The organism is Ruminiclostridium cellobioparum subsp. termitidis CT1112, from assembly GCF_000350485.1.
In the GTDB taxonomy this organism is placed as follows: Bacteria; Bacillota; Clostridia; order Acetivibrionales; family DSM-1351; genus Ruminiclostridium; species Ruminiclostridium termitidis.
Genome location: NZ_AORV01000025.1, coordinates 42,340 through 57,041 on the forward strand (window position 1 = coordinate 42,340; position 14,702 = coordinate 57,041).

The 14,702-nt window shown below is 42.9% G+C and carries 12 protein-coding genes; all 12 read right to left on the reverse strand.

What is annotated here, in order from left to right; translation table 11 throughout:
* Positions 1–5: 5 nt before the first annotated feature.
* Entirely contained in the window at positions 6–1,343 is a 1,338-nt protein-coding gene (locus CTER_RS06740; RefSeq protein ID WP_004624657.1) for an ABC transporter substrate-binding protein, read from the reverse strand.
* Between the two features lie 424 nt (positions 1,344–1,767).
* The gene (locus CTER_RS06745; RefSeq protein ID WP_004624619.1) at positions 1,768–2,796 is read right to left on the reverse strand and encodes a LacI family DNA-binding transcriptional regulator; all 1,029 of its coding nucleotides are present in this window, start codon (positions 2,794–2,796) and stop codon (positions 1,768–1,770) included.
* 185 nt (positions 2,797–2,981) lie between these two features.
* Entirely contained in the window at positions 2,982–3,569 is a 588-nt protein-coding gene (gene clpP, locus CTER_RS06750; protein WP_004624535.1) for an ATP-dependent Clp endopeptidase proteolytic subunit ClpP, read from the reverse strand.
* Positions 3,570–3,598: 29 nt separating this feature from the next.
* Positions 3,599–4,012 carry a helix-turn-helix domain-containing protein gene (locus CTER_RS06755; RefSeq protein ID WP_004624648.1) on the reverse strand — a complete coding sequence of 138 codons (414 nt, stop codon included), beginning with the start codon at positions 4,010–4,012 and terminating at the stop codon, positions 3,599–3,601.
* Between the two features lie 246 nt (positions 4,013–4,258).
* Entirely contained in the window at positions 4,259–4,708 is a 450-nt protein-coding gene (locus tag CTER_RS06760; RefSeq protein WP_004624601.1) for a chemotaxis protein CheX, read from the reverse strand.
* Positions 4,709–4,751: 43 nt separating this feature from the next.
* Positions 4,752–4,940 carry a hypothetical protein gene (locus CTER_RS06765; protein WP_004624709.1) on the reverse strand — a complete coding sequence of 63 codons (189 nt, stop codon included), beginning with the start codon at positions 4,938–4,940 and terminating at the stop codon, positions 4,752–4,754.
* Positions 4,941–5,430: 490 nt separating this feature from the next.
* On the reverse strand, positions 5,431–6,060 hold the full coding sequence (pgmB, locus tag CTER_RS06770; RefSeq protein WP_004624608.1) for a beta-phosphoglucomutase: 630 nt from the start codon (positions 6,058–6,060) through the stop codon (positions 5,431–5,433).
* 34 nt (positions 6,061–6,094) lie between these two features.
* Positions 6,095–8,401, reverse strand: a complete 2,307-nt coding sequence (locus tag CTER_RS06775; RefSeq protein WP_004624550.1) for a glycoside hydrolase family 65 protein — start codon at positions 8,399–8,401, stop codon at positions 6,095–6,097.
* Positions 8,402–8,658: 257 nt separating this feature from the next.
* Positions 8,659–10,965, reverse strand: a complete 2,307-nt coding sequence (locus tag CTER_RS06780; RefSeq protein WP_004624687.1) for a glycoside hydrolase family 65 protein — start codon at positions 10,963–10,965, stop codon at positions 8,659–8,661.
* A gap of 138 nt (positions 10,966–11,103) precedes the next feature.
* Entirely contained in the window at positions 11,104–12,684 is a 1,581-nt protein-coding gene (locus CTER_RS06785) for an ABC transporter substrate-binding protein (protein ID WP_004624643.1), read from the reverse strand.
* A gap of 49 nt (positions 12,685–12,733) precedes the next feature.
* The gene (locus tag CTER_RS06790; protein ID WP_004624564.1) at positions 12,734–13,615 is read right to left on the reverse strand and encodes a carbohydrate ABC transporter permease; all 882 of its coding nucleotides are present in this window, start codon (positions 13,613–13,615) and stop codon (positions 12,734–12,736) included.
* 120 nt (positions 13,616–13,735) lie between these two features.
* Positions 13,736–14,701, reverse strand: a complete 966-nt coding sequence (locus CTER_RS06795) for an ABC transporter permease (protein ID WP_004624555.1) — start codon at positions 14,699–14,701, stop codon at positions 13,736–13,738.
* Position 14,702: the final 1 nt, after the last annotated feature.

The window sequence follows — 14,702 nt, forward strand, 5'->3', positions numbered from 1 at the left end:
GTGAGTTATTTATCTTTTAATACTTTTTGCGCTGTGTCCTCACACTTTTTGTATACATCTTCAGGGCTCATTGCTCCGCCGATCAATGCCTGTGTGGATTCATTGAAAGCAGTTGCAACTTCTGTTGGAAGTCCCTGGTCAAAGAAATTCTGAACCGAAGTGGATTGTGACAGAATTCCCATAATTCCGCTTACAATAGGATCTTTGATGTTAACATCCTTTGTAGCAACCAGGATACCTCCGTCATTTGCATTTCTTTCATTAAGTTCCTTATCGGTTGTGTAATATTTCAAGAATGCTACAGCATCATCAGGATTTTTACAGTCCTTTGATACCGAGAAGGCATTATTTCCAAGCAAGGTTTCCTGTGTAGTTCCTTTTCCGCCGTTAACTGTAGGGAATGGAGCAACTGCGAGATTGTTTTTATAGAAATCAGGGCTTTCGTCCTTAGCAGCAGAACTCATGCTGCCTGTTTGCAGCATCATAGCTGCCTTTTCAGAGTAGAACAGCATACGGTCTCCGCCTGTATCATAATTGATACCGTTAGTACCTGCCGGGAACCAACCTTCGTCAACCATTTGCTTAATATTCTTACCGGCATTTATAAATGCATCTTTATCAAATACGCCATTTCCTTTATCTTCAAGACCGGTTATTATGGCATCCTTTCCGCCGAAACGGATATACTGGTAAATGTAGTACATAGCTCCGGGCCATGCGCCTTTGTTACCCATTGCGAAAGGTATTATGCCGTTGTCTTTGAAAGTCTTTGCAACAGTTTGCATTTCATCCCATGTCTTTGGGAATGTCAAGCCGTATTTATCAAACAAAGCCTTGTTATAGTATATTACAGTACCTGTAAGTATATAGGGAACTCCGTATACCTTTCCGTCAAAAGTATCAAGATCCCATGCAGCTTCTGAGAGCTGTGATTTAAAATCTGATGACTTGTCTGTGATTTCCAGTACCTGATCCTCATCAACAAACTGCTTGAGCCATGCACCGCCCCATGAATGGAAAATATCCGGAGCTTGACCGCTTCCCATAACTGTCTTTAATTTTGTCTTGTAGGGGTCGTTTTCAAAAAACTGTATCTCAACCTCTACATTATTGGTTTTCTTAAAATTTGCTGCCGCATCATTGAAAACTTTGGTAGCCGCATCATTCTTAACGATTGTCCACAAAGTAAGGTGCTTTGCTTCACCGGAACCACTCTGAACATCACTTGCAGCCGATTGAGAAACTGCTCCTGATGTATTTCCTGATGTGTCTGAACTACCACAAGCGGCTAAGGACATCACTGTAGAAATTGCAAGAACGATTGATAATAACCTCTTTTTCATTTTCTTCATAGCCTCCTCAAAATTTTTTATACCTATACTACACAAGGGTTGCTCATATGAAATCGCTCTCAAATCTAAATAAAGATAACTGATACAAAACCGTGGCCATATCATATAAATTGAATAAAAAATGCAGCTAAACTCTACTTTTTTTGGTCACATTTACAATAATACTGTTAAAAAATGTACTTTTGGTAGTATGTATCCAGATGTCATATTTTGAATTGTAAGCGCTCTCATTCCCAACCTTAATTTTAATTATACAATGAAAATGTTTTTTGTCAACACTTTAGCCGGATTATTTTTATCATCTTTTCCCGTCCAAAGAGTAATAATTCAAACTGGGACAATATAAAAAAGTTGCTGCCAAATGCGGCCGTACCACATCCTGCAGCAACTTTTCATCCGAAATATTAATAACTCTCTACTTCAGAGGAATACACGTTTTTCCTTCAAATAATTTGGCTTTCATATTTATTGTGGATTTTTTCGGTTTTTCACCGTCTAGCCAGGCAACCATTAACTCGGCCGCAATCCTGCCCATTTCATGGGTAGGTTGTTCCATGGTAGTCAAAACCGGTAAATACGCCGAATGGTCAAAGGTATCTCTGATCCCGTCAAATCCGATGACCGAGACGTCCTCCGGCACACGTATGTTCATTTCACCGGCAGCATAGATTCCCCCGTAGGCCGATTCGTCACTTCCGAAAAAGACTGCGGTGGGAGGATTCTCATGAGCCATAAGCTGTTTCATACCCCAGTAGCCGTCCTTGAACGAATGTCCTCCGTTTATGACATTGTCGGGAAGTACCTGTAAGCTGGCCTGCTCCATTGCTCTGGTAAAGCCTTGAAGCCTGGATTTTCCGATTCCGCTGGTCATCAGCCCGGTTATATGCCCGATGGACTTATGCCCCAGACCGATCAGATAATTTGTGGCCTGATATGCTCCTTCCACATTATCTACATTGACACTGACTATCCTGGAATCGTCCAAACAATTTTGAATAACAATATATGGAATGTTAACGCTCTCTAAAAAATCAATGTCCTCTTTTTCCAGGTCATTGAGTAAAGTCATGATAACACCGTCTACGCCGTGGCTTACAAGGTTTTTCAGGTTTTCTTTATAAGCCTTCTGGTAATCCCAGAAGGTCTTGTGCTTTTTACTGTTTGCAAAGAATAAACCATAATCTGTAGGAACTACACCATCTTCAATTCCCGATATATAGTTGCCCCAAAAAGGCTGTGTTATATTGTAAATCAGTGCGCCTATTATGTTGCTTCTTTTCCTGACAAGTGAACGCGCAGCGGCACTTGGGATATAATTGAGCTCATTGATAACCTCTTCAACTTTTTTACGGGTTTCTTCCCTGACTCCCGGAAAATTATTTATTACTCTGGATACTGTAGCACGTGAAACTCCAGCCTTTTTAGCAATCAAATCAATATTCATTGCTTCCACCTTTTTGAATTATTTCATATGTAGAGAATAACATATATGATTTTTTTAAACAAGCATCAACTTCACGTAAACAGCAATTTTAGCTAAAATTCACATATATGGGGCCTAAAAATGTGAGCGTTTTCATTTAGTAATTATGTTCGCGGCAGCATTCCTTGCATAAATATATTATTATGTCAACTTCTTACAAGGATTTTATCGATCAGGCCATATGCTTTTGCCTCTTCGGCAGACATATAAAAATCTCTCTCAACGTCCTTTTCAATCTTTTCCAGGGGCTGGCCGGTCCTCTCACTGCATATTTTATTTAACCTGCTCCTGGTTTTGATCAAATGCTCGGCATGTATTTTGATATCAGTGGCCTGCCCTTGAATACCTCCGCTTACCAGAGGCTGATGTATCAATATCTCACTGTTCGGCAGGGCAAAACGCTTTCCCATGGTGCCGGCAGCCAGCAAAAACGAACCCATGCTGGCGGCAAACCCGATACAAATGGTAGAAACATCACATTTTATATACTGCATGGTGTCATATATGGCAAAGCCGGCAGATATGGAGCCCCCCGGACTGTTTATATAGAAATTGATATCTTTGTCAGGGTCTGCCGCTTCAAGGTAGAGCATTTGAGCAACAACCAGGCTTGCCGATTCATCTGTGACCACATCACTTAAAATAATTATCCTGTCATTCAGCAATTTTGAAAAAATGTCAAAAGACCGTTCTCCGTGATTTGTTTGTTCAACTACTACAGGTATCAAACTCATTAAATCAACTCCTTTATTTTATAATAAAATTATGCTGCCATTGAAAGAGTGGTCACACCTGCCGAAGAACCTGTCAGCTTCTTCATACCGGTATAAGTATTCTTTTGAGAATAATTTTTATTGCAGGTATTTCTGTATTCTCTGGGACTGATTCGGTATGCCTTTTTAAAAGCCCTGGAGAATGACTCCTCCGAACCGTATTGAAACCTGTGGGCGATATCGGTTATTTTCTCATCGGTTTCTGAAAGGGCATCTGTCGACGCCGAAAGTCTTCTTTCCCTCACATACTCCATTACGGAACTCCCTGTGGCATTCCGGAATAACCTGTGAAAATAAAATTCTGAAATGTACGCTTTCCTGGCTATGTCATTTAAATTAATTGCTTCACACAGATTTTCTTCTATATATTTGATTGATTCTTGAATAGCAGCCTTATGATCCATTACAACCTCCTTTGTCCTGTATGCCGGTTTAGCCGCCCTCTACCCATGTGCGGGATTTATTGCCGGATGTTCTTATAGATATTATATTACTAAAACTATAAAATTACCTGATTTTCCTTGCCAAACTTTATAAATCCCCGGAACAAAAAAAAGACTCAAAGGTTACCTGAATTAGATCAGATAATGAGTCAGTAAATTTAAAATAAAAGTATTTAGGGAGTTCATATAAAAACATAGACTAAAGTTTTAGACAAAGCCTATGTTAAACTCTATTTTGCCTATTTGTGTTTCAAAATCAACAGCCAGGGTTTCATGCAGGTTTATATCGCAGGATTCAAATATGACCATGGGCGGACTTATTTGCAGTGATACTCCCAGTGAAGCCAACATAGTGGAGGAAGTTCCTGCAATCATACCAGACAGTTCTCCAATAGCGCTCCTGGCTATTTCGTCAATAACTGAAACACTCATGCCCATCATCATGGCCGAAGCCAGACCTTTGGCGGTATCCTGGGACATTGACAACACGATGTTGCCCTGAATTCCACCCTTCAGCAGTATAATTGTCGATACCTCCGAATCCACATACAATTTACTTTTCTTTTTTATGTTTGTCCTCTTGATGCCTCCAACACCAAATTGCTCCAGCGTCTTGCCAAAAGCTTCTAAAAACAGATTAACATATTTAGCATCCATAGATATTACCAACGCTCTTCATATTTTTGCATCGCTTTCCGGATTAATCCCTTGTATCTTTAAAATAATCCTCTTTGTGATGTATGTCATCAATCAACTGCTGAATCTTTATTTTTTGGTATGTCAAATATTCCAATTCTTTTGGATTAATCCTTCCGGCATTGCTTTCAATCCGATTGTCGATATTATTTATTACCTCATTTAAATCCTTGATTGTCTGCAAGCTTAACATTTTATCCCCTCCTCGGTTTATTCTTATTATATTTTTCGTCAGTTTATTAACATAAAATAATGCTTTTAGCCTATTTACCCATTTAAAATAAGAATCTAGAACTAAAAGCATTGTATTTTGTTCCCATAAAATGTGAAAATTAAATTAGATTAATGAGTTAATTTAACGCGTTGTTCTAATTAATCTAATTTATGCTTTACCTGGAATAATATTTTTATATCAACTGGTAACTTCCGCACTAACTTCATAAAATAAAGACGCACCCAAAACAATAGCGGTAAATTGTATCTCCTCATTTAAATCTGTTTTGCCGTCGTCGGCAATTTACCGCTATTGTTTTTAACTGTGCATCTTTTTTTATGAAGTTGTACTCACGTACCAGTTGATTTTGATTAAATTTATCTGTAAAGCAAAAACAAAATTTCAATCAACACAATTCAATCAGCCCAACAAGTTAAATTGACCGGCCCAAAAAATAAATTCAATTGTATCAAAGCAGCTCATACAGCCCGCTGACAACCATATCCGCTTCTTTTAGTATGTCCCTGCTTCCTATGCCCACAGTGCCCATTCCGGCTCTGCGGGCAGCCTCTATGCCGGCTTCAGCGTCCTCGTATACGATGCAGTCGGCTGCCTTAAGGCCCAGTTCCTTTGCCCCCAGCAGGAATACTTCAGGGTCAGGCTTTGCTTTGGACACCTTATTGCCGTCAATTACAGCGTCAAACAGATTGGTTATACCCAGGTTTTCAAGTATCATGGGCGCATTTTTGCTGGCCGAGCCCAACGCTATTTTCACACCCTCGCCCTTCAGCTTGAGTAAATATTCTCTGGCACCCTTAAGTATCTCCGACTCATCCATTTTCTTTATGTACTCCACATACCAGTTGTTTTTCTTTTCGGCCATGGCCAGCTTTTCCTCCGGGGTACAGCTTATCCCGCCGACTTCCAGCAATATCTCAAGTGATCTCATCCTGCTCACTCCCTTAAGCCTTTCATTGTGCTCCTCAGTAAACTCAAAGCCCAACTCCCCGGCCAAACGCTTCCATGCGAGATAGTGATATTTGGCAGTATCAACTATCACTCCGTCAAGATCAAACAGTGCTCCTTTTATATTGTTCATATTAACCTCCCAAGCCATGTTATGTAAATATTTGTTATAAATTATTTTGGTTATAACCGCTGGAAATGCTCCCGCCGGCTTTACAGGAAAGTAATTTTCCGGCAACACTGAAATCAATGCCGGCCGTATTTTCCGGTCGGGATTTAATAGTTACGGAAGTTTTATCTATTACTACGGTATAAAGCTGTCCCTTCAGGTTAAGCTTAAACTCCAGGGAGCTCCATGCAGACGGAAGCTTTGGATTTATGGCAACAGCACTGCCGTCAAAGCCCACTCCTCCAAAGCCAAGAATTGCCGCCATCCAGGCACCTCCGTTTGCAGCCGGATGAGTACCGCCTATATATATGGTCCCGGCGTACTGCTTGGACTCCCCTGTCAGATCGATGGTAGCCGTCTTTAGAAAATATTTGTATGCCCACTCGGGATTACCCGTATCGGCTGCCAGCAGGGCATATACACAGGGACTGAGGCTTGAACCGTGCTCTGTCCTGGGTTCGTAATATTCCCAGTTGGCTTTCTTGACCTCATGGGGATACCTGTCCTTAAACAGGTTGAGCATCAACACCGTATCGGCCTGCTTGAGTATTTTGGTTGTGGCGGCAATTCCGTTTCCGCCTCCAAGGTACTCATTGGGATTTATGATCCTCCCCTTTAGTTCCTGAAGACTTATGTCCTCCAATCTGTGATATCCGTCAAACTGCTCTATTACAAGGGATCTGCCGTCAGGCTGCGGTATGTAGAGCAGATCATTCATTTCCCTCAGGGCATCCAACTCAGGGTTGAAATCCAGCTCTGCCATGAGCTTTTCATAGGCAGCGGCATGTTTGCTTTTCAGCAGCTCCAGAGTTTTCACCGCCACCTCAAGCGTATGCTTTACCATCATATTCGTGAAAGCATTGTTGTTTACTCTTTCGTGATATTCATCCGGACCCGTCACATCCAGAATCTCATACCTGTTTTTATCTTTCTTGAAATATGCATAGGATATCAGGAAACGGGAGCACTCCAGTATCACTTCGGCTCCGCCCTCCAGCAGTATGCTCTCATCGCCTGTAAGCCTGTAATACTGCCATATGCCGTAAACTACATCTGTGCTTATATGAATCTGCTTATCCCTGAAATAAGTTCTCATGGGTCTTCCGGTGAAAACATCTGTCACGTTGAAATGCGTGCAGGCATCATCTCCGGTGTCCTGGCTTTCCCAGGCATAGTACGCTCCCCTGTAGCCGTACTCGGCTGCTTTTCTTCTGGCGCCGTCAAGTGTATGGACCCTGTACCTCATAAGATTTCTTGCAATGCCGGGATTTGTATACAGGAAGAAAGGCAGCATGAACATCTCGGTATCCCAGAATATTGCGCCCTTGTATACCTGCCCCGAAAGCCCTCTGGCAGGTATTGATGCCCTGTCGGAATGAGACGGAGCGATGGAAAGCAGGTGATATATGCTGTACCGCAAGGCCTTCTGTGCGTCCTCATCACCGTGTATCTTCACATCCGACATCTTCCACCGCTCTTCCCACAGTGCCGCATTCTCTGCCGCCAACTGTATATAGCCCCTGCCTTTTGCAGCCAGGCAAGCCTCTTCTGCCGCTCCGGATACCGCTGTGGGGGATTCGGTTCTGTCAATATCATTGCCTGTATAAACCGCCACATATTTATAAAAGGTGTAGGACTCGCCGGGCTGCGCCTCGAAAGAAATACATCTCAGAATGCACCTGTCCTCCATTTTTATATCCATATGCGCGGCAAACGGGATATCCAACCCTTCGGCCACAGATACCGGACAGCCCAGCTCTCCTGTCACCGAATTCAAAACGATGAGTTCCTGCTTCACCGCCGGCCGCATATCTTTTAAATGAGGACCGTTGATATCCCAGACCTCTCCGTCTATGCCCGTCTCTATGACGATCCGGCAGCTCCCGGCTGCCTTTAATGAGTATTTCATGCACATCAGGTGCACATCCGACAGCCCAAGAAACCGCTCGGTTTCTATGCTTACCCCGTTTCCTGCGGATGTGGTGAAAGTGCTCTCCCTTTTGTGCAGGCCGGAATATATATCCAGACTCTGCCTGTGCCCGGTTGTCTGACTGACGGGCAGACCAAGCTGTTCATCATCACAGCTTAATCTTGTATAAAAGCCGTTTGGCGCGTTTACCGGCTCCCTCCATTTATCTCCCACCCTGTCATACAAGCCCAGGAGATTGCAGGCCACCAGCCGGTCCTTTCCGAATTCCTCCAATGTGCCCCTGTAGCCCATGTAACCGTTTCCCAGCATGAATTTGTTGCCGTTCAGCTCTATGTTGTTTTTGTTGAAACCTTTTTCTTCTATTATCCAGGACATATTAACCTCCATGAGCCACATTTGTGGCCATAAAACAGTAATGAAACCTTCTTCACTCCTCATCCGCTATAAGGCGAATAAAGGAGGTTAATTGGCCATGTGCGCTTTCAAAGTATTGATTAATACTTTGAATATTTCGCACGGCCATAAATTCACAGGTTAGTTTGGAAGACGAACACAAGTGAAGTCTTTCAAGCTAACCTCCCAAGCCATGTTATGGCTTTGAGCCGCAATAGCGGCCACAAATGTTATGCGACTCAGCCCCTCCATTCCTCAGGAACGGGTATTTCCAGAGCTTCTCCTCCTATGCTGTAATCTTTCCCGTATATCTTTATCTTTGTCTCCAAAGAATTGATGGTTTTAAATATGATCGTTTCCTTCATAACCTTCACTTCCAGAACTGCATTTCTGTAGAGCACTCTGAAGCTGTAGGATTTCCATGCAGCAGGTATTGACGGATTGAACAGGAGCATTTCGCCGTCGGATCTCATACCTCCGAAACCATATACTATATTGACCCATGCGGCGGCAATGGAAGTGGTATGCAAACCTTCCCTGGTGTTTCTGTTATAGTTGTCCAGGTCCATACGGGTTGCAAAACTGAAGAAGTCAAAGGCTTCCCTGTGACGTCCCAGCTCGGAGGCCAGAACCGAGTGAACCGACGGTGAAAGCGAGGATTCATGTATGCATCTGGGCTCATAGAATTCGTAATTTACTTTTTTGCTCTGACAGGAAAAATCCTGATTGTGCAGGAACATGAACATCAGCACATCGGGCTGCTTAATCATGTCATTTCTGTATATCCTGTCATAGGACCAGTTGTGATAAAGGGGAAAATCCGTAACAGGTATGGCTTTTATATCAATATGCGGCAGATCGAAGTACCCTTCGTGCTGTTCATATATCCCTGTCGCTTCCTCCAGAGGAATCCTCATATTTTCAGCCATACGGCTCCAGTTATCCAATTCGGCCTCATCAAGGCCGAGCTTCTTTTGAATTTGTGCATATGCTTCGGGTTTAACGGCTTTAGTCTCCGATAAAACATCGATAGTATACTCAAAGGTCTTTTTGGCCATAAAATTTGTGTAGCAGTTATTGTTGACCATCATTTGGAATTCATCGGGACCCATTACACCATAATACCCGAATTTGCCCGTTCTGGAGCTCCATTGGCCTCTTGTGGCAAGGAAGTGGCATATCTGCACCAGCATCTCCAAACCCTTTTCATACAGGAAGGCCTTATCCCCCGTAATCTTTACATAATGCCTGATGCCATAGGCCACTGCCGTACTTGGCTGGAATTGGAGACTTGCATGCTGCCATAGTGTGCAGCTCTCTGTTCCGTCCAGTGTCGCTATGGGATAACATGCTCCGTCACAGTCCAGATCTCCCGCCCGTTCAATTGCCTGCGGAAGTGTGTTGTACCTGTACTCGAGCAGGTTCCTTGCCGCTTTGGGATTGTTGAAGAGATAAAAGGGCAGGCAATAGGTTTCTGTATCCCAGAAGGCATTTCCACCGTATGCTTCCCCGGTCAGTCCCTTTGCCCCGATATTCATGTCGGAGTCCTCACCGTGATAAGTCTGGTGCATCTGAAAAATACAGTACCTTATTCCCTGCTGGTTGTCGTCATCACCCTCAATGGAGACATCAAAGGTATTCCAGATATCATTCCAGTAAGCTCTATTTTCGGCCAGGACCTCATCGTATTTTTTTGCACCGTACAGGTTTGCAAGCTCACTTCCCTCAGACCACACTTTTTCAGGATTTTTAACCGTATTCTTTTCGGCATGCACCACAGCCGTCCTGTCAAAGCAAGTCCCTTTGCCCTTGTCCAGGGCTATATCAAAACCCAGATAATTCAATTTATCCTTCTCAACATATGTATAATCCAATGGTTGTTTACTTTGTATTTTAAATCCGGCATATACCATCTGCCCGCTTGATTTGGTCCTTCCCAGGCTTCCTGTGACGCCGTCCGAAATTCCCTGTTTCAGGCAATCCCAAAGACTTCTTTGCATGGTCTCATGTATGGGTGAAAAGTCAAGACCGGCCTTAACTGCAATTTTTCCCGAAAAATTCACAGGTTCAAGTGTAATCCTCTGGCAGCCCAGCCTGGGTGTTATCATGCTCAAAAATCTTGAGAACTCCACCCTGAGTTCCTTCCCGGTTTTTGTATACCATAGGAACTCTCTGGTCAATACACCTGTTTTCATATCCAGCCTTCTCTTGAAGCTGCTGATTTTACTCCTTGCGAGGTCAAGTTCCTCTCCATCCAGTTCCAATCTGGTGTAAAGCCAGTCAACACCGTTAACCATAAAGGTACCGCGGTTTGAAATGCCCTTATAGGCGGATTTTTCCGTTATATTTTCTTCGTATATGCCGTTAAGATAACTTCCCTGCAGCTTATCACCGCTGTAACCCTCTTCAAAATATCCGCGTACTCCCATGTACTCATTGCCAAGGGAAAATATCGATTCGGATACGCGGCCGTATTCAGGATCAAAGCCTTCTTCAACTACCTCCCACGGACAAACCTTAAAATATTTATCTGCAAATTTACCCATATAGCCTCCATTTTTTAACCACAGTGTTTATATCTCATGTATTACAATTACATTTTTTATAAATATTTACTTCATTAAACTAAAGAAGGTTGGCACAGAACCAGCTGTGCCAACCAACCTTTCAGTAAAGAGCATTAATTATTTCTTTTTAGCTGCTACAAATTCATCCAGCTGTTTTTGTTTCTCTGCAATAACTTTTTCCATTCCGGCTGCCTTTAAGGCGTCATTAAACTTCGGAATTGTTGTTGCGGGGTCTACCGACCCTGAATATATGGCACCTGTGTACTGCTTGATTACGTTATTGTAAGCAGCAACTTCGTTCTTTACAGGTGTTGGATCAAAACTGAAACCGAGAGCTGCCGATCTGTCGGCGCTGTCGTTAAACTTCTTGTACTGGTCGTAAATATCCTTCTCATCCGATTCCCACAGATAGTTAAGTGTTACGTCACCCATCAGCCAGCTCATATTCAGGTTATAAGTTGAATTTTCAGCTGTCATTCCATCCGGATACTTGATGGTATTTTCATCGGCTTTCACATAGTCCTTACCTTCAATACCCCAGTTCAGCAGGTTAACAAGGTATTTGTCCTTATGGAGCAGGTTTGCGAACATTACAGAACGCGCAGGATCGTTTGCTGTGCTTGGTACTGCAAGTATGGCACTTGCTGCGTCACTCGTGGTCATATACGGCTTATCCATCGGGATATAGATTACAGGCATACCGCACTGGCGGCCCTCCTGTGATGCTATGCCCGGTTTTCCTGACTGGCCGTAACCTGCTGCTTTTTTAGCTTTAACAGCCAGGTATTCCATCTGTGTTGTTGAAGCAGCATCTTTATTTATATAGCCCTTTGTAAACCATTCGCGGGTTAATTTGGCAGCGTCCATGAAATCCTGCTGTTCAAACATGTTTACAACCTTTGTGTCACCAGCCGTTCTGCTGATGCAGCCCGGTCCGTCACCAAGAGTATCATAGGCATTGATAGCCATCATCTGAACCATTGGTGAGTTTTCAGATCTTGCTGCCAGAGGAGTCATTCCGGGTTCGCCCTTTTTTATTTTTTCGAGGTAGGGAGTCAGGTCGGACCATGTCTTGACTGTATCGGCGCTGATACCGTATTTGTCTGCTATTTCCTTATTGAAAATCAAACCTTTATCGGCAGCCCATTCCTTGTAGCCTGTAAGACCATAAGCCTTGCCTCCTATAAAGCCGGCTTCTCTAACATCCTGAGGAACTGTTGCCAGATAATCGGGAGCATATTGTGCAATCAAATCATCTACTGCAAGAATTTGTTTCTTTGCTGCGAACTGCGCTTCAAACATCCAGGATGCAGTAAACATCAAATCAAATTTCTCACCTGAAGCAAACATAAGATTAACTTTATTAGCGTAATTTCCCCATGAAATCGGACGGTATTCCAAAGTAGCGTTTATTTTCTCTGTCAGATATTTACTCGCTTCTTCATTTACTGCCGCCAAATTTTTAGGAGTTTCACCCATTGTCACAAAAACAAGCTTTACGGGTTTCAATGTCTTGGGATCAATCGCGCCTGCTTCGGTCGATGCAGCAGCGGTTGATTCGGCAGCTCCAGTCGATACAGCAGCTGTTTCAGTTGAAGTGCTCGTAGCTGAAGATGTGGTTGAACTGCCGCATCCCGAGAGAGCCATGGTAACTGAGAATGAAACTGCCAATAACAAAGTTCCAATCCTTTTTTTCATTTTATACCCTCCATATAAAACTGTATTAATAATCAGGCCTTTACCTGTATTATCCTTTCACCGCTCCAATAGTCAATCCCTTTATAAAGTACTTCTGGAAGAAGGGATATGCAAATATTATGGGACCTATTGCCACGATTGCCATGGCCATTCTGGAGGTCTCCTGCGGAAGGGAGGCCAGAGAAGCCGACATGTTATTGCTCTTGGTGTTTTGTGCCAGATACTGGATGTTCAGCAAAATACTCTGTAAAACGTACTGCATACTGTAGTTATCGTGATTGACCTGGAAAATCATACTGTTATACCAGTCATTCCAGTATGCCAGCGTGGCGAACAATCCTATGGTGGCATATACCGGCTTGGACAGGGGTATGACTATCTGGGCAAATATCCTGAACTCGCCTGCGCCATCCATATTGGCCGCCTCCAGAAGTTCTCCCGGTATTGTATTCAGAAAGAACGTTCTCATTATCAACACGTTGAATCCGTTGAGGAGAAGCCCCGGAACAACCAGAGCCCAAATATTGTCGCTAAAGTGCAGATAATTTTTCATTACGATATACCAGGGAACCAGACCGCCATTGAATAGGATGGTCAGCACCACAAACATTGTGAAGAACTTTCTGAATGGCATGCTCTTTCTGGAGAGCGGATAAGCCAGTGCAGAAGTTATTATCATACAGGTCAGAGTCCCTACAACAGTTGCAAAGATAGTATTGCCGTAAGCTCTTAATAAAACATGCGGATCATTGAATATGTACTGATAGGCATAGGTTGAAAATTCATGGGGTAACAGCGAGTACCCGTATTTATTTATTGAATCCTCGCTGGAAAATGATATTGCAACTACCAGCAGTACCGGTAGGATTGCCGCAGCAGAACAAAATATGAATATAACATGTATTAACCAGTGAGTTCTGTTATTTTTCATTTTTTACCGACCTCCATAAGCCGTTGATGGATGTGAGCCTTTTTTAATTTAACCGGAACATTTACTGCACATTTAATTAAGATTTACCCGAATTTGTTTGAATAAATAATTATATATTCGCTAGAATAGAGCATTTTCCGGACTGATTTTACGAACCACCAGATTTGTAGTGAGCACCAGCAGGAAACCCACCACCGACTGGTAAAAGCCCGCTGCCGATGACATACCGATATCTCCCATGTTTACAAGGCTGTTGTACACATATGTATCAATAACATTTGTTACGGGCAGCAGGGTGCCGGAACCCATTGGAAGCTGGTAAAACAGACCGAAATCCGAATAGAATATTCTTCCTATGGAGAGAATTGTCATAATTACCATAACAGGCACCAGCAGGGGGATAGTTATATATTTGACCTGCTGCCATTTCCTGGCACCGTCTATTGTGGCGGCTTCATAATATTCCGTATCTATCCCGGTCATTGCCGAGATGTATATAATGCTGCCATATCCCACGTTTTTCCATGCATTTGTTATAACCAGTATAAAGGGCCAGTATTTTGGCTCCAGATACCATGATATGGGTTCGACGCCAAAAGATTTCAATATGTACCTGTTGACAAGTCCGGAATCAGGATTCAGCAGCGAATATACCAGATATGCAACAATTACTGCCGACAGAAAGAACGGAAGCAGTACCGCGCTCTGGTAAAATCTCTTTGAATAACGGTTGCGTACTTCATTTAATAAAATTGCCATGGTTACCGACATGACTAAATTGACCACTATGAAAACAGCATTGTAGCCCAAAGTATTCCGGGTCATTATAAATGCGTCAGGCGTTTCAAACAGATATCTGAAATTATCAAAACCAACCGTAGGGCTGAACAAAAATCCATCTTCAAAGTTATAATTTTTAAAGGCAATTATAATACCAAACATCGGGATATAATTATTCAGCAGCATATAAATTATACCCGGCAGCATCAAAAGATAAAGCACCTTGTGCCGCAATACGGCATTCCACATGTTCCGTCTTTTGATAGAGCTGATCCTGTTGCTTTCAACTTTAACGATTGTATCCATT